Source organism: Mesorhizobium escarrei, assembly GCF_935825525.1.
Classification (GTDB): domain Bacteria; phylum Pseudomonadota; class Alphaproteobacteria; order Rhizobiales; family Rhizobiaceae; genus Mesorhizobium; species Mesorhizobium escarrei.
This window is the reverse complement of sequence record NZ_CAKXZT010000117.1, coordinates 71,328-86,579: the sequence shown is the minus strand read 5'-3', so window position 1 is coordinate 86,579 and position 15,252 is coordinate 71,328. Positions and strand designations below refer to the sequence as shown.

Annotated in this window: 14 protein-coding genes; 9 read left to right on the top strand and 5 right to left on the bottom strand. The window is 61.9% G+C overall.

Annotation, left to right across the window (positions count from 1 at the left end; genetic code table 11):
- Window positions 1–128: 128 nt before the first annotated feature.
- The gene (gene ade / locus NMG80_RS10380; protein WP_254018003.1) at window positions 129–1,940 is read left to right on the top strand and encodes an adenine deaminase; all 1,812 of its coding nucleotides are present in this window, start codon (window positions 129–131) and stop codon (window positions 1,938–1,940) included.
- A gap of 44 nt (window positions 1,941–1,984) precedes the next feature.
- Here ade and NMG80_RS10375 read toward each other — a convergent pair whose 3' ends face one another.
- Window positions 1,985–2,617, bottom strand: coding sequence for a TetR/AcrR family transcriptional regulator (locus NMG80_RS10375; protein WP_254018002.1), 633 nt, complete (start codon window positions 2,615–2,617; stop codon window positions 1,985–1,987).
- A gap of 109 nt (window positions 2,618–2,726) precedes the next feature.
- On the opposite strand from NMG80_RS10375, the gene NMG80_RS10370 reads away from it, so the two are divergent.
- From NMG80_RS10370 to NMG80_RS10350, 5 genes are read left to right on the top strand one after another with little or no spacing between them, the layout of a single operon-like run.
- On the top strand, window positions 2,727–3,386 hold the full coding sequence (locus tag NMG80_RS10370; protein WP_254018001.1) for an efflux RND transporter periplasmic adaptor subunit: 660 nt from the start codon (window positions 2,727–2,729) through the stop codon (window positions 3,384–3,386).
- Window positions 3,387–3,402: 16 nt separating this feature from the next.
- Entirely contained in the window at window positions 3,403–3,789 is a 387-nt protein-coding gene (locus NMG80_RS10365; RefSeq protein ID WP_254018000.1) for an efflux RND transporter periplasmic adaptor subunit, read from the top strand.
- Between the two features lie 60 nt (window positions 3,790–3,849).
- Window positions 3,850–4,917: an efflux RND transporter periplasmic adaptor subunit gene (locus tag NMG80_RS10360; RefSeq protein ID WP_254018113.1), complete on the top strand. Its 1,068-nt coding sequence runs from the start codon at window positions 3,850–3,852 to the stop codon at window positions 4,915–4,917.
- On the top strand, window positions 4,914–7,964 hold the full coding sequence (locus NMG80_RS10355) for an efflux RND transporter permease subunit (protein WP_301943348.1): 3,051 nt from the start codon (window positions 4,914–4,916) through the stop codon (window positions 7,962–7,964). Before NMG80_RS10360 ends, NMG80_RS10355 begins: the two co-directional genes overlap by 4 nt.
- A gap of 1 nt (window position 7,965) precedes the next feature.
- Window positions 7,966–9,123 carry an alpha/beta hydrolase gene (locus NMG80_RS10350; RefSeq protein ID WP_436798580.1) on the top strand — a complete coding sequence of 386 codons (1,158 nt, stop codon included), beginning with the start codon at window positions 7,966–7,968 and terminating at the stop codon, window positions 9,121–9,123.
- 113 nt (window positions 9,124–9,236) lie between these two features.
- On the opposite strand, the gene NMG80_RS10345 is transcribed toward NMG80_RS10350, so the two are convergent.
- Window positions 9,237–10,403 carry an alpha/beta hydrolase gene (locus tag NMG80_RS10345; RefSeq protein WP_254017999.1) on the bottom strand — a complete coding sequence of 389 codons (1,167 nt, stop codon included), beginning with the start codon at window positions 10,401–10,403 and terminating at the stop codon, window positions 9,237–9,239.
- Window positions 10,404–10,556: 153 nt separating this feature from the next.
- Entirely contained in the window at window positions 10,557–11,624 is a 1,068-nt protein-coding gene (locus tag NMG80_RS10340; protein WP_254017998.1) for an alpha/beta hydrolase, read from the bottom strand.
- A gap of 208 nt (window positions 11,625–11,832) precedes the next feature.
- On the opposite strand from NMG80_RS10340, the gene ilvA reads away from it, so the two are divergent.
- Window positions 11,833–13,089, top strand: coding sequence for a threonine ammonia-lyase IlvA (gene ilvA / locus NMG80_RS10335; RefSeq protein WP_254017997.1), 1,257 nt, complete (start codon window positions 11,833–11,835; stop codon window positions 13,087–13,089).
- Between the two features lie 10 nt (window positions 13,090–13,099).
- Window positions 13,100–13,660: a DUF1697 domain-containing protein gene (locus NMG80_RS10330; RefSeq protein ID WP_254017996.1), complete on the top strand. Its 561-nt coding sequence runs from the start codon at window positions 13,100–13,102 to the stop codon at window positions 13,658–13,660.
- Between the two features lie 4 nt (window positions 13,661–13,664).
- On the opposite strand, the gene NMG80_RS10325 is transcribed toward NMG80_RS10330, so the two are convergent.
- Both NMG80_RS10325 and gloA read right to left on the bottom strand, forming a co-directional pair.
- A complete protein-coding gene (locus NMG80_RS10325) occupies window positions 13,665–13,958 on the bottom strand; it encodes a DUF2218 domain-containing protein (protein ID WP_254017995.1) in 294 nt (97 codons plus the stop codon).
- 27 nt (window positions 13,959–13,985) lie between these two features.
- Window positions 13,986–14,426 (bottom strand): lactoylglutathione lyase, encoded by a 441-nt coding sequence (gene gloA, locus NMG80_RS10320; protein ID WP_254017994.1) that lies wholly within the window; start codon window positions 14,424–14,426, stop codon window positions 13,986–13,988.
- A gap of 218 nt (window positions 14,427–14,644) precedes the next feature.
- On the opposite strand from gloA, the gene NMG80_RS10315 reads away from it, so the two are divergent.
- The gene (locus tag NMG80_RS10315) at window positions 14,645–15,241 is read left to right on the top strand and encodes a cold-shock protein (protein WP_301943347.1); all 597 of its coding nucleotides are present in this window, start codon (window positions 14,645–14,647) and stop codon (window positions 15,239–15,241) included.
- The last annotated feature ends 11 nt before the right edge of the window (window positions 15,242–15,252 follow it).

The window sequence follows — 15,252 nt, the reverse complement described above, 5'->3', positions numbered from 1 at the left end:
GCGCCTACTCCGGAGTCCGGCAACGAGAGGTGAGTAGCAGCACACAACGTAGCCGCACACGACCCACAGTTCCTCGCTGGTCAAAACGCCATCGGCTTGGCACAGTCGGGAAAACAGGAGTCCTCCTCATGGCGAAGACCGCGCGTGCGACGAAACCAAAACCCTGGGCCGAGGCGGCGACGCATCTGGTCGACGTCGCCATGGGCAGGAGGCCCGCCGATCTCGTCATCCGCAACGGGCGCTGGGTCAACGTTCATTCCGGCGAGATCATCGCCGGCACCGACATTGCCATTGCCGGCGGCCGTTTCGCCTATTGCGGGCCGAATGCCGGTCACGCCATCGGCCAGGGCACCAAGGTGGTCGACGCCGGCGGCCGCTATCTGGTGCCGGGCCTTTGCGACGCTCACATGCATGTCGAGAGCGGCATGGTGACGGTGACGGAGTTTTGCCGCGCGGTCATCCCGCACGGCACCACCTCGATGTTCATCGATCCGCACGAGATCGCCAACGTGCTTGGCCTGCCGGGTGTGCGGCTGATGCATGACGAGGCCGTCGCCATGCCGATCAACGTGCTTGTGCAGATGCCGTCCTGCGTGCCTTCGGCGCCGGGGCTGGAGCATGCCGGCGCCGAGCTGACGGTCGCCGATGTGGCCGAGGCGATGGGGTGGGAAAACATCATCGGGCTTGGCGAGGTGATGAACTTTCCCGGTGTGGCTGCCAACGATCCGGTGATGGCCGGCGAGATCGCCGCGACGGTGAGGGCGGGCAAGACCGTCGGCGGCCATTATGCCTCGCGCGATCTCGGCCTGCCGTTCCACGGTTACGTCGCCGGCGGCCCCGAGGACGACCACGAAGGCACGCGGGCCGAGGACGCCATCGCCCGCGTCCGCCAGGGCATGAAGGCAATGCTGAGGCTGGGCTCGGCCTGGTACGACGTTGCCTCGCAGATCAAGGCGGTGACGGAGAGCGGGCTCGATCCGCGCAACTTCATCCTGTGCACCGACGACAGCCATTCTGGGACGCTCGTCCATGAAGGCCATATGGACCGGGTGGTCCGCCACGCCATCAGCCAGGGGTTGAAGCCGGTGACCGCGATCCAGATGGCGACGCTCAACACCGCCCAGCATTTCAAGCTGGAGCGCGATCTGGGGTCGATCGCGCCGGGGCGGCTCGCCGATCTGCTGATCGTTTCCGATCTGGCCGCAATGACCATCGACGAGGTCTATGGCCGCGGCGTCAGGCTGGCCAAGGGCGGCAAGCTCGACATCGACATTCCGGCCTATGACTATCCGAAGACGGCAAAGAACACTGTCAAGCTCGGCAAGAAGCTCAGACCGGGGGATTTCGACATCGTGGCGCCTATCGGCGCCAACGAAATTCGGGTGCGGGTCATCGGCGTGATCGAGAACCAGGCGCCGACGCGGGCGCTCGAGGCCGACCTTCCGGTGGAGGACGGACTGGTCGCCATGGACCGTCGCAACGACGTCTGCCAGATCGCGCTGGTCGAGCGCCACCGCGGCACGGGCGGCGTCACCAACGCCTTCGTCTCCGGCTTCGGCTATATGAGCGACTGCGCCATGGCCTCCAGCGTGGCGCATGATGCGCACCACATCATCGTCGTCGGCACCAGCAAGCAGGACATGGCATTGGCGGTCAACCGGCTGGGCGAGGTCGGCGGCGGCGTTGTGCTGTTCTCCAAGGGCAAGGAACTGGCGCTGGTCGAAATGCCGATCGCCGGCCTGATGTCGGACGAGCGCGCCGAAATCGTCGCGGCCAAGGCCGACAAGCTGACCGAGGCGATGCGCAAGATGGGCTGTTCGCTGAACAACGCCTACATGCAGCACTCGCTGCTGGCGCTGGTCGTCATCCCGGAACTGAGGATTTCCGATGTCGGCCTGGTCGACGTGACGACGTTCCAGAAGGTCGACCTGTTCGTTTAGCCCACGAGCGGCCCAGCGCCGCTAGCCACCAGCCTACCGTCGCCTCACCGGGGACGTGCCAACAAGCCGTAGAGGACGAGATCGATATGTGCCTCGATGAAGGCCGCCTCATCGATAGGATTTCTGTCTGCGAAGATCAGTTTCCAGATAGTGAGGTGAATAGCCGAGCTGATCGCCACTTCCGGCATATTTGCAGCGGCGCCCGGGTGAAACTCGCCCGAAGCCACGCCTTGCTCGATAAGCGCGCGAACTGCGTCGAGCAGGGGTGCGATAAACTCGCCATGATGCCGGTCGATGATGTTGGGGAAGCGCGAACCTTCAGCCAATTGGAGGCGCAACAATTCTCTCGTCTTTCTGTCGCCGGCGAGCTTGTCGTACCCCAGGAGAAGCAATTGGCGCAACCGGTCGGAATGAGTGCCTAGCAGAGCATCGATAGAAGCTCGAACGTCTTCGAACGGCGCCGAGACATGTCCGATCGTTGCCTCGAACAAAGCCTCCTTCGTCGGAAAATATAGGTAGACGGTGCCCTTTGTGACGCCAAGCCGTGCAGCGACGTCTTCCACGCGCGTGGCTGCGTATCCCTTTTCGACAAACTCCTCGAAGGCTGCATCGAGGATCTCGTGCGGGCGCCTCGCTTTCTGTTCTGCTCGAGAAAGTTTCTTTTCCATAGCTGACATCCTTCGTTGAACCGGTCACACGATTCCATCTAAAAAAAATCCATTGACTAACTCGTCAGTCAGCGATATCTAGCCCACCGTTTCGTCTGATGCAACGGTGGCTGGAGCAATGAACACATTTCGCCCGATCATTCTGGGTCTCGCCTGTGCCGCCCTGGTCGGCTGCGAAGACCATACCTCAACCCATGCGGCACCGCAGCCGGTGCGAGCAATTCCCGCCTCGCTGGCTCAATACCAACCGGGCGCCGAGGTCACGGGGGAAGTGAAGGCTCGGGTTCAATCCGAGTTGTCTTTCCGGACCGGCGGCAGGGTGAGAGAACGGCGCGTGGATGTCGGATCACGGGTGCGTGCGGGCGACGTCCTGATGCGCATCGACGACACCGAGCAACGCGCCGATGTCGATTCCGCCCGGGCGGGCCTGCGGTCGGCACAAGCCACCGTCAAGCAGAAGGCGCTTGCCTTCGAACGCTACAAGACATTGCTGAAATCGCGAGCAATCGCTCAGTCGACCTATGATGGGGCGCGAGAGGCATTGACGACAGCGCAGGGCTCTCTGGAAGTCGCCCAGGCGAGTTTAGAAACGGCGCTGGATACTCTTTCCCATACCGAGCTGAAAGCCGACGCAGATGGCGTCATCACTTCGCGCAGCGTCGAAGCAGGCCAAGTGGTCTCTGCGGCGCAGCCGGCTGACGCTTGCTCGCGATGGCCCGCGGGACGCCTCATTCGACGTGTTCGAAGCCTTTTTGCTCCCAGGCTCACCGACGCCTGATGTCGAGGTTGCTCCGGTGGGTGATCGGGCGCGCACGGCACGGGGGAACATCCGGGAAGTCTCTCCAGTCATCGATACGAGCACCGGGACCATCCGCGTCAAGGTGGCGCTTCCGCAAGAGGCGCAATGGTCGCTCGGAACGTCGGTGGTGGGTGAATTCCATTCGCCGTCTCGTGAAGGTGTGATCCTGCCGTGGAGCGCCATGGCCTCCGCCGGGGGTGAGCCGGCCGTATGGGTCATCGACGCGGCAAGCAAATCTGTCTCGCTGCGGAAGGTCGCGGTCGCCCGCTATCGAACAGCCGATTTCATCGTGACCGGTGGGATCGCGCCACAGGAGCTGATCGTCACCGACGGCGGAAAATTCCTCAAGCAAGGCCAGCCTGTGGCCTGGCAGGAGAAGTGACATGACCAACTTCCGTTCACGCATCTCAAGTCGGTTCGTTCAGGTGATAACGATTCTTATCTGCTTCAGGCCGTTCTGCTGCTGTTGCTTGTTTCGGGCTGCGACCAAAGCCCAGCCGCGAAAGCGGCTCCACCACGGCCGGTCAACGTCATCACGGCGAAACCGGAGCAGCCCGCTGTTTTGAGTTTCGCCGGCGTCGTGCAGGCGCGGGTTGAAACAGATCTGGCATTCCGGGCATTGGGCCGCGTCATATCGCGCAGCGTCGATGTCGGCGATCTGGTGCACAGGGGCGATGTTGTGGCCGAGCTCGATCCTCTGGCGCTGCAGCTTGCTGTGACGAGCGCCGAGGCTGATCTGCGCAACGCCGAGGCGCAACTCGAGAACGCCACAGCCACCGAAAAGCGCAAGCGCAATCTCGCGTCTGCAAAAACCGGCAGCGTTGCCGATTCCGAAGTTGCGGAGCAGGGCCTCAAGTCGGCCGAGGCGGATGTGGGACAGGCGCAGGCTCGTCTCGACAAGGCACGCGAGCAGCTTGGATACACGAGGTTGAAAGCCGAATTCGATGGCGTGGTGACCGCGACTTCGGTCCAGGTCGGACAAACGGTCACGGCCGGTCAGACGGTTCTGAGACTCGCCGGCCTCGATCGTCGTGATGTTGTGGTCGATGTGCCCGAAGCCCAGGTCGATTCACTACGCCTGGGGATGCGCTTCGACATCGCTCTTCAGCTTGACGACACTCTTCGGACGGCGGGCGTTCTGCGAGAGATCGGCCCGGAAGCCGACGCCAATACCCGCACCCACAGGTTGAAGATCGCCTTGAACGAGGCACCCGAGGTTTTCCGTCTCGGTTCCGTCGTCACGGCTACGGCAAGCCAAGCGTCGACCAGCGCGATCGCGCTGCCGGCCTCCGCGATCCTTGAGCGGCATGGCGCCGACCATGTCTGGGTGATCGACCGGGCCAAACTCACAATCTCCCTGAGACCGGTCCGGCTCGAAGCCCGGCCCGCCGGGGCTGCTCGTGTCCGGGTCCTGTCGGGACTGCAAAACGGAGAAGAAGTTGCCGTCGCCGGCGCCAATGAACTCGCGGACGGCCAAAGGATAAGACCCGCACAGGAGCTACCCCAGTGAACAAGTTCAACCTTTCTGACTGGGCGCTCGAGCATCGCTCCCTTGTCTGGTATTTTATGATTGCCTTTGCGTTGGCGGGCATCCTTGCCTATGTCGGGCTCGGCCGCGAGGAAGATCCATCCTTCACCATCAAGACCATGGTGATCCAGGCGCAATGGCCGGGTGCATCGGCCCAGGAAGTAACGCAGCAGGTTAGCGACCGTATCGAAAAGAAGCTGCAAGAACTCGAATCTGTCGAGCATACCCGCAGCCTGACCACCGCCGGCCAGACGATTGTCTTCGTCGATCTCCTGCCATCGACGAAGGCAAAGGATGTCGCGCCAACCTGGCTGCGCGTCCGCAACATGATCGCCGATATCCAGGCTGATTTTCCTTCGGGTGTCGTCGGACCTTTCTTCAACGACCGCTTCGGCGACGTCTACGGCAACATCTTCGCCTTCACCGGTGATGGGCTGAGCCAGAGGCAATTGCGCGATCTCGTCGAGGGCGCCCGCACGAAGGTTCTGACGGTTCCAGATGTCGGCAAGGTCGAGATCGTAGGGGCGCAGAATGAAGCGATCTTTCTCGAATTCTCGACCCGCAAAATGGCTGTGCTCGGCATCGACCGGTCCTCGATCATTTCCACTCTTCAGGCGCAAAACGCCGTCGCCCAATCAGGATTCATCGAGGCGGGACCGGAACGTATCGCCCTGCGCGTCGGTGGCCGCTTCATCTCCGAGGAGAGCCTGCGAGCGATCAATCTGCGGGTCAATGACAGGTTCTTTCCGCTGACCGACGTCGCAACCATCACCCGCGGCTATGTCGATCCGCCGACCTCCCTGTTTCGTTTCAACGGCAAGCCGGCGATCGCTCTGACTGTCGGGATGAAGGCCGGCGGCAATCTCGTCGACTTCGGCAAGGCGCTGGAAAAGATGATCGCCGAAATTACCCAGGATCTTCCGGTCGGCGCCGCGGTAGAGCGCGTGTCCGACCAGCCGGCAGTCGTCGATGAAGCGGTATCGAGCTTCACGCATGCCTTGTTCGAAGCGATTGCCATCGTGCTTGCCATAAGCTTCGTCAGCCTCGGGATGAGGGCTGGACTGGTGGTGGCGATTTCAATTCCGCTGGTTCTCGCCATTACTTTCCTGGTGATGCAATACACAGGCATCTCGCTGCAGCGAATCTCGCTTGGGGCGCTGATCATCGCCCTTGGTCTTCTCGTCGACGACGCCATGATCGCCGTGGAGATGATGGTAGCCCGGCTCGAGGTCGGCGACAGTCTCGAAAAAGCCGCTACCCACGTCTACACCTCGACCGCCTTCCCGATGCTGACGGGCACGCTTGTCACTGTCGCGAGCTTCATCCCGGTCGGCTTCAACAGCAGCAGCGCGGGCGAATTTGTCTTCTCGCTTTTCGTCGTCATTGCCGTGTCGCTCATCGTTTCCTGGGTGGTCGCGGTTCTGTTCACGCCGTTGCTCGGCGTGACGATACTGCCGAAAACCATGAAAAGGCATGCGGATCACAAGGGCTGGTTTGCAGCCGCCTTTGCCCGCATTCTTCATCTTTGCCTGCGCTGGCGATGGGTGACGATCGCCGTGACGGTCGCTATCTTCGCCTTGTCCGTTGCAGGCATGTCGCTGGTCCAGCAACAGTTCTTCCCCAGTTCCGATCGGCCGGAACTGATTGTCGACTGGAATCTTCCGCACAACAGCTCGATCAGCGAAACCAGCCGGCAGATGGCACGGTTCGAACAGGAGAAGCTCGCCGGCAATCCCGATATCGATCATTGGTCGACCTATGTCGGAAGGGGCGCACCGCGCTTCATCCTCTCCTTCGATCCGCAGCCGAACGACATCACCTTCGGGCAGACCATCATTGTGACCAAGGGACTGGACGTCCGCGACAAGCTTAGAAAGGACCTGCAGGATTACCTGCATCAGATGTTTCCGGGCACCGACGCCTACGTGAAGCTGCTCGATATCGGTCCTCCAGTCGGCAAGCCGGTTCAATATCGGGTATCGGGCCCTGATATCCAGACGGTTCGCGATCTCGCGGGCAAGCTGGGCTCCATCGTCGATACCCAATCATCGCTGACCAATCTTGCCTTCGACTGGAACGAACCGGCGCGCGTGGTGAAGATCGATGTCTTGCAGGACAAGGCGCGACAGTTGGGCGTTTCCTCGGAGGATATCGCCACGGCGCTGAACAGCATCGTCGAGGGAGCAACCGCGACGCAGGTCAGGGATGACATCTATCTCGTGAACGTGACCGGCCGTGCCGAAGCAGAGGAGCGCGGTTCCGTCGACACGTTGCTCGATCTTCAACTATCGAGCAGCAGTGGCAAGGTCATCCCGCTGTCATCCGTGGCGACGTTCCGCTACGAACTCGAACAGCCGACGATCTGGCGGCGCGACCGGATCCCGACCATCACCATCAAGGCCGGCATCAAGGATGCGACGCAGCCAGCAACCATTGTGGCGGCGCTTGCCGAAAAGGTCGAGGCGTTCAAGACGACATTGCCCGTCGGATACTCCGTCGCGGTCGGCGGGTCTGTGGAGGAAAGCGCCAAGTCCCAAGGTCCTATCCTGGCGGTGGCGCCGGTCATGCTGTTTGCCATGGCAACGCTCCTGATGATCCAGCTCCAGAGCTTCCACCGGCTGTTCCTCGTCTTCTCTGTCGCGCCGCTTGCCTTGATCGGCGTTGTCGCAGCGTTGCTGCTCAGCAACGCGCCGCTCGGCTTCGTCGCCCTGCTGGGTGTGCTGGCCCTCATCGGCATCCTCATCCGCAATTCGGTCATCCTGGTCGTACAAATCGAGGAATTGCGCGGATCTGGAATGTCTCCATGGCAAGCAGTCGTGGAGGCAACGGAACACCGTATGAGGCCGATCATGCTGACGGCCGCAGCCGCCACGCTTGCCCTGATCCCGATATCGCGGCAGATCTTCTGGGGTCCGATGGCTTATTCAATGATGGGCGGCATCATCGTCGGGACAGTGCTGACCCTGCTCTTTCTGCCTTCGCTCTACGTCGTATGGTTCCGGATTCGTCCCGATGCCGGGGAGCAATGACGTGACGGCATTTCGCTCCTGGTGCCGTGCATTGCTTTTGCCGCCGATTATCCTGTGCGTCCTGGCTGCCTGCGCGACGCGGCCGGAGAGCGTGCTCAAGCCGCTTGCGCTCGCCCCCGGCGACGATGCCGCCCAGGTCGACATGCTTGTCGCCACGACCCGCAAGCCGGTCGAGGATCCCGGCCGGCTCTATTCTGGCGACAGAGGCACGGCGATCTCATTCAACAGCATCGTTGTCTCCATTCCCCCAGATCGAAATCGCAAAATCGGCGAGGTCCAGTGGCCCACATACGTGCCGGCCAATCCCGAGAAGGACTTTGCCGTCCTGAAGGTCGGCAAAGTCGCATCGGAACAGAATGTCCTGCGGTGGTTTCGCAAGAACCGGAACGCCAAACGGCAGGCCGTCATCTTCGTCCACGGTTTCAACAGCAGCTATTCCGATGCGGTCTTCCGCTTTGCCCAGATCGTTCATGATTCCGGAACGGATGCAGCGCCGATACTCTTCACCTGGCCTTCGCGCGCCAGCGTGTCCGGCTATCTCTACGACAAGGAAAGCACCAACTATTCGCGTCGGGCTTTGGAAGACATGATCCTTCAAGCCGCCGGAAGCCCCGACGTCGGCGAAGTCACGATACTCGCCCATTCCTTGGGAGCCTGGCTTACGGCGGAGGCGCTGCGTGGCGTCGGCATGCGCAACGGGACAATTCCAGCCAAAATCAACAATGTCATCCTGGCGTCGCCGGACATCGACGTGGACGTATTTCGTCGCCAAGTCATTGAGATGGGGCCAAAACTGCCGCATTTCACCATCTTCACCTCGACTGAGGACAAGGCGCTGGAGGTTTCAAGATTGATCTCGGGCGGCGTCATTCGCGTCGGAGCTGTCGGCGGCGTCGATCTCGGTCCTTACTCCGCTGATATCAAGCGGCTCGGAATAACCGTGATCGATGCGAGCGCCGTCGATCAACACGATCCGCTCGGTCACAATGCGTTCACGGACAGCCCCGAAATGATTCGCCTTCTCGGGCGGGGCTTGGCCGGCCAGTCTTTGGAAGGAGGGCAGGCCACCTTCGCAGGTCGAGTGAGGATGGCGGCGACCCGGACGGCTAGGCTCGCCGGTTCGCAGCGCGAGCGGCAGTTGTGGCTCCAATGTCCGTAGTTGGCGGCGAAGGGGTTTCAAACGAGACCCTTATCGTGAAGCAGAGATTGTCGATGGCGAGATATCCTACTGAGCCGGCCAGCCCGGCACAGCGTGGTCCTGTTGTCCGCTCTTCATCCGCCGGTGGCGATGGTCAGCACCTTGAACGGCGTGGTGATGACGATTTCTGCGACGGAGCCGACCGCCTTGCCAATGCCTTGGCCGAGATTGTCGATCGGCTGCGCCGGATCGACCTCGTCTGATGCCAGGCCGGCCGGCGCGCGCAGCCGGTCGCCGAGCAACTGCACCAGGAACGGGTTGTCGGCGAATTTGGCGTGGTTCAGGCGATCGCCGCCTTTGGTCTTGCTCAGGTCGACCACCGACACGCCATAGCTGGCGAGGTCGGCCGCGTCGCCATAGTCGCCGACGCGCGGCTTGTCGCCGGAGATCAGGGAGGAGAGTCTCAGGGCGCGATCGTCGCCCGAAAGCAGGATGGCGAAGGGCTTGTCCGGCTTGCCGTAACGGATCATCTGCTTCTTGAACACATCGACATCGATGTCGGGCGAGGCCAGGATGACATAGCCGAGCTTGTCGCTCAGATCACGGTCGCCGGTAATGGCAAGCTGGCGCAGCGCCTCCATCGTCACCCAGGTGCCCATCGAATGGGCGATGATGTCGATGCTCTTGGCCTTCGTCTTGGCCAGCATCCGCAAGGTCTCTTCGAGATCGTCGCGCGCCGCGTTGGCGCTTTCCTTGTCGTAGATATAGCCGGTGGTCTTGCCGCTCGACGCCCATGAGAACAGCACCGGCGTGCCGGAGTATTTTGTGTCGTGCGCGATCTGCGTCAGCCGGTAGATGCCGTCGTCGAAACCGTTGTTGAAGCCGTGCACGAAAACCAGCGCGCGGTCGCCGCGCATGGCGATGTCGGCGCCGACCGCCTTGGCGAATTGCGGGGCGCCTTCGTAGAATTCGACCTCAGTTGCCGTGAAATCCTTGGCCGGATTGCTGTTGGCGGAGCCCCTGACCCGCTCGATGGCGCCGACCTGATGGATTTTCGGGACGGTGACCTCGACACTGGCAAAACTGGTGGTCGGTGAACGGTCACCATCGAACACCTGCCGCGGATCTTTCGTTGCTCTTTTCCGGGTGGTGGCGACGAAGATCTCATGCGTGGCCGCGATGTCGGAGGCAGGCACCGTCACGGTCGTCGTGTTGAGAAGGTCGTGTGTCTTGCGGCCGGCGCAGCCGGTAACGGCGAGCGTAAACGCTACGACGAGAAAAATCTTCGAACGCACGGTCACGCAGGCTCCCGCAGGAGCGACGCCAAGCTGGTGACGTCGCTCGCTATTTCGATAAAGCCAGCGGCCGGCCTGGTCCAGTTGAAAGTAATACGATGGGGCCGCAACCGTGAACACGCACGACGAAAGCCTGCGCAACAGGGCGTGGAACGCACCTCACTGCCCGAGCAGGCTGATGCGGTCCGTCACCTCGCGGTCGCTGGCAAATCCATCATCCTCGCGCAGCCGCTGGCCGATCATCTTCACCAGCTCGGGGTTGTCGGCGAACTTGGTGTGGTTGAAACGGTCCGATCCCTTGACGCTGGAGAGATCGACGACGCTCACGCCATAGTCGGCGAGGTCGGCGGCGTCCTTGTAATCGCCGACGCGCGGCCGCGAGCCGGCGATCAGGCCGGAGAGCCGCAGCGCCCGGTCGTCGTCGGACAAAAGCAGGATGAAGGGCTTGTTCGGCTTGCCGTAGCGTCGCATCTGGCTCTTGAACACATCGACATCGATGTCGGGCGAGGCCAGCACGACGTCGCCGAGCTTGCCGCCGAGATCGCGGTCGCCATTGATGGCGAGCTGGCGCAGCGCTTCCATGGTGACCCAGGTTCCAAGCGAATGGGCGACGATGTCGATGCGTCGCGCGCCGGTCTGCGCGAGCATTCTCAGCGTCACTTCCAGCTGGTCGCGGGCAGCACTGGCGCTTTCCCTGTCGTAGACATAGTCCCTGGTCTTGGCGCCCGACGCCCAGGAAAACAGCACCGGCGTGCCCGGGTAGCCGGAATCATGGGCGATCTGGGTGACGCGGTAGACGGCGGCGTCGAAGCCGGTGTTGTAGCCATGGACGAAGACCATGACGCGGCCGCCGCGCGCGGCGATGTCAGCACTGAGCGCGCTGGAGAATTTCGGCGCGGTGTCGTAGCCAACGACGTCGGAGGCCATGAAGTATTTGGCCGGATCGTTCGACTTGCCGCGCGAGCGCCGCTCGATCCGACCGGCTTCGTGGGTTCCCGGCACGGTGACGTTGACGCGGGCATAGTTCAGCGTGGCCGAGCGCTCGCGGTCGAAAACCTTGCTGGGATCGTCGGAGCGCTTGCGCGTCGTGGCGATGAAGATGCTGTGGTTGCCGGCGATTTCGGTCACCGGCGCGGACACCATGGCGCTGCCGAGCAGTTCCTCGGTCTGCCGGCCGCCACAGCCGGCAACGAGCAAGGCAAGGACAAGGATGCAAATCTTCTTCAACGCTAGAATTCCACTCCGGCCGAAAGGCTTGATCCAACCTCCGCGAACCCTCCCGGACAGCCGAAGTGCGGCAGAAGTAAGTCGTTTCCTGCCGAAATGCGCTCAGCGGCGTGCGACAGTCATCGCACTGTTGCGCGAAAGCCAAATCAAACACGTACGGCGTGTGCTAGCTTCGCGAACACCACAGACGATCCGGGGTGTTCTTGCCATGTCCAGTTTCTCTTCCCGCGTCGCTGTCGCCGCTGCCGCGATCCGCCAGATTTTCCCGGAGACGCCGCTGCAGGAAAACGACTATCTGTCGAAGAAGACCGGAGCGCGCGTGCTGCTGAAGCGCGAGGACCTGTCGCCGGTGCGCTCCTACAAGATCAGGGGCGCCTTCAACTTCTTCCGCAAGGCGCTAGACGCCGGCAACGATGCCGAGCTGTTCGTCTGCGCTTCCGCCGGCAACCATGCGCAGGGCTTTGCCTTCGTCTGCCGTCATTTCGGCAAGCGAGGCGTGGTGTTCATGCCGGTGACGACGCCGCAGCAGAAGATCCACAAAACGCGGCTGTTCGGCGGCGAATTTGTCGAGATCAGGCTGGTCGGCGACTTTTTCGACGATTGCTACCGCGCCGCCTTCGAATTCACCGAAAGCGCCGGCGCGCACATAGTGCCGCCGTTCGACCACAAGGACATCATCGAGGGGCAGGCGACCGTTGCCTACGAGATATCAGGCCAGATGCCTGGCGCGCGCATGCCCGACATCATCATGCTGCCGGTCGGCGGCGGCGGTCTGGCGGCCGGGGTGACGCATTATTTCGCCGACCAGCGCCGCGACACGCGCTTCGTCTTCTGCGAGCCGGCCGGCGCGCCAAGCCTGAGCGAGAGCCTCGCCTCCGGCAAGCGCATCAAGCTCGCCAGGGTCGACAATTTCGTCGATGGCGCCGCGGTGGCCGAGATCGGCCGCGAGCCGTTGCGGCATCTCAGGGCGTTTGCCACTGAGGCGGTGCGGCTGATCCCGGAAAACCGGCTCTGCGCGACCATGATCGAGATGCTGAACGTCGAAGGCGTGGTGCTGGAGCCGGCCGGCGCACTGGCGATCGACGCGCTCAAGGATTTTTCGAAGAAGGAAATCAGGGGCAAGACCATCGTCGCGGTGGTTTCGGGCGGCAATTTCGACTTCGAGCGGCTGCCGGACGTGAAGGAAAGGGCGCTGCGTTTCGAGGGCCTGAAGAAATACTTCATCATCCGCTTTCCGCAGCGGCCGGGCGCGCTGCGCGACTTTCTCGAATTGCTCGGGCCTGACGACGACATCGCCCGCTTCGAATATCTGAAGAAATCGGCGCGCAATTTCGGTTCGGTGCTGATCGGCATTGAAACCAAGGACCGCCGCAATTTCGAGCTGCTCAACGCCAATTTCGAGGCCGAAGGCGTCCAGTATCAGGACATCACCGACAACGAGACGCTCGCTGGGTTCATCATATGAGCGCCCGAATATGAGTGCCCGGCCGAAGATATTCGTTGCGTTGTTTTCCGGCATCAACGTCGGCGGCAACCGCATCGTCAAGATGGCCGAACTCCGGTCGTTCTTCGAGGAACTCGGCTTTGGCGACGTCGCCACCTATGTGCAGAGCGGCAACGTCGTGTTCCGTTCGGCAAAGGGCGACGCGGCCACGCTGACCAAAAAGCTGGAAGCGGCCTTCGAGAAGAAATGGGGATTTTTTTCGCGCATCATGGTGCGCGATCTCGGCTGGTTCGAGCGGCTGGTGGCTGAAAATCCGTATCCGGAAGTCGCCGGCGAGCCGACCAAGCTTCACGCCTATGTGCTGGAGCGCTCGCCGACCGCCGACGAGGTCGCGCGGCTGGCCGAAAAATGCACCGGTCCCGAACGGTTCAAGATCAACAGCGACGTGCTTTACCTGCATGCACCGGAAGGCCTCGGCAAATCGGTATTTGCCATCCTCATCCCGCGCACGCTGAAAGTGCCCGGCACCGCGCGCAACTGGCGCACGATACAAGCGCTGCTGGAGATGGCCGGCCGGAATGGCAGAGCGTAGTCGCCTACGCTGCCGAAGCTTTTTTCCAATCGAAGGTCAGCTCTTCGCGGAAAGCGAAGCGTTTGATGTGGTCGGCGACGACCGTCTCCAGGCGCTCCAGCGAGCCGGCTTCGTCAGCGGTTACCGCGATATGCAGCGCTGCCGGGTCGGCATCGAGAACTGTGCGGCCCAGTGAGAGATCGATCGTGCCGTGGTTCGGATCGAACTCGACGGGAAACTTGTGCGCCCAGTGCTTGCAGAGCTGCTGCAGATAGCGGCTCGCATGTTCAGTGACGACATCGGCATGGCTGGTCGGCATGAATGGATTCTTTCCCAATGTGGCCGGTTACCAGCTTCCGGTATTGGGCATCGACGCCCAGGGCTCGGCCTTGGCCTTGGCCGGGCCTTTCTGCAGAAGCTCGATCGAGATGCCGTCCGGCGATCTGACGAAGGCCATGTTGCCGTCGCGCGGTGGCCGGTTGATGGTGACGCCATTGTCCATCAGCTGCTGGCAGGTGGCATAGATGTCGTCGACCTCGTAGGCGAGGTGGCCGAAATTGCGGCCGCCCTTGTAGTCCTCGGGATCCCAATTGTAGGTAAGCTCGATCAGCGGCGCCTTGTTGGTGATGCCGCTTTGCTGGTCTTCGTCCGCGGCGAGGAAGATCAGCGTGTAGCGCCCCTGTTCGTTTTCGTGGCGGCGCACTTCCTTGAGGCCAAGCTTGTTGCAGTAGAAATCGAGCGATGCATCGATGTCGGCGACACGGACCATGGTGTGGAGATAGCGCATGTGATTTCCCTCGAGATGTTGCGTTGCGCCGGAACATAGGGACCACCCGGCCAAAGGGCAATTCCCGATAGCCTGTCGTGCCGGCAAACAACAAATCCGGTACTCCTGCAAATGAGCCGTGAAAAAAGGCAGCTCAGGTCTTGCATACACCAGAAGCGGAAGTGTTAATCTAACGTCAAGAATCAGTTGCGGTATTCTTGGAAAAAGGGGGCGTTCTTATGGGGGAAAAAGCCTCTTTCATGGGGCGGGACGGAACCGGTCACGACGCCTTGCAAAGAGACGAGAGCGGCGACACGGCCGATCTTGTCGAGGTTGCGGGCGCTATCAAATGGTTCGATGTGGCCAAGGGTTACGGTTTCATTCTTCCCGATGACGGCTCTTCCGGCGATATTCTCCTCCATGTGACATGTCTTCGAAAAGACGGTTTCCAGACCGCCTTGGAAGGTGCGCGCGTCGTCTGCCTGGTCAAGCAAGGTGAGCGCGGATTGCAGGCGTTCCGCGTCCTCTCCATGGATCTCACCACGGCGACCCATCCGGCGGAGATGCAGGAGCAGCGCACCCACGTCTCGGTGACGCCGGAAAGCGGCCTCGAACGGGCGCTGGTGAAATGGTTCAACCGCACCAAGGGGTTCGGTTTCCTGACCCGGGGCGAGGGCACCGAGGACATTTTCGTCCACATGGAGACGCTGCGCCGTTACGGCATTACCGAGCTCAGGCCGGGGCAGGTCGTGCTGGTCCGCTTCGGGCGCGGCGACAAAGGCCTTATGGCTGCCGAAATTCACCCGGATATGGGTACCTTGCCCGTCTCGCACTAAAGTCTCCCCAA

Coding starts and splice junctions, on each gene's coding strand:
- ilvA (WP_254017997.1), top strand. CDS start 11,833: ATGTCCAGTTTCTCTTCCCGCGTCGCTGTCGCCGCTGCCGCGATCCGC.
- NMG80_RS10315 (WP_301943347.1), top strand. CDS start 14,645: ATGGGGGAAAAAGCCTCTTTCATGGGGCGGGACGGAACCGGTCACGAC.
- NMG80_RS10375 (WP_254018002.1), bottom strand. CDS start 2,617: ATGTCAGCTATGGAAAAGAAACTTTCTCGAGCAGAACAGAAAGCGAGG.
- NMG80_RS10325 (WP_254017995.1), bottom strand. CDS start 13,958: ATGCCGACCAGCCATGCCGATGTCGTCACTGAACATGCGAGCCGCTAT.
- gloA (WP_254017994.1), bottom strand. CDS start 14,426: ATGCGCTATCTCCACACCATGGTCCGTGTCGCCGACATCGATGCATCG.
- NMG80_RS10370 (WP_254018001.1), top strand. CDS start 2,727: ATGAACACATTTCGCCCGATCATTCTGGGTCTCGCCTGTGCCGCCCTG.
- NMG80_RS10330 (WP_254017996.1), top strand. CDS start 13,100: ATGAGTGCCCGGCCGAAGATATTCGTTGCGTTGTTTTCCGGCATCAAC.
- ade (WP_254018003.1), top strand. CDS start 129: ATGGCGAAGACCGCGCGTGCGACGAAACCAAAACCCTGGGCCGAGGCG.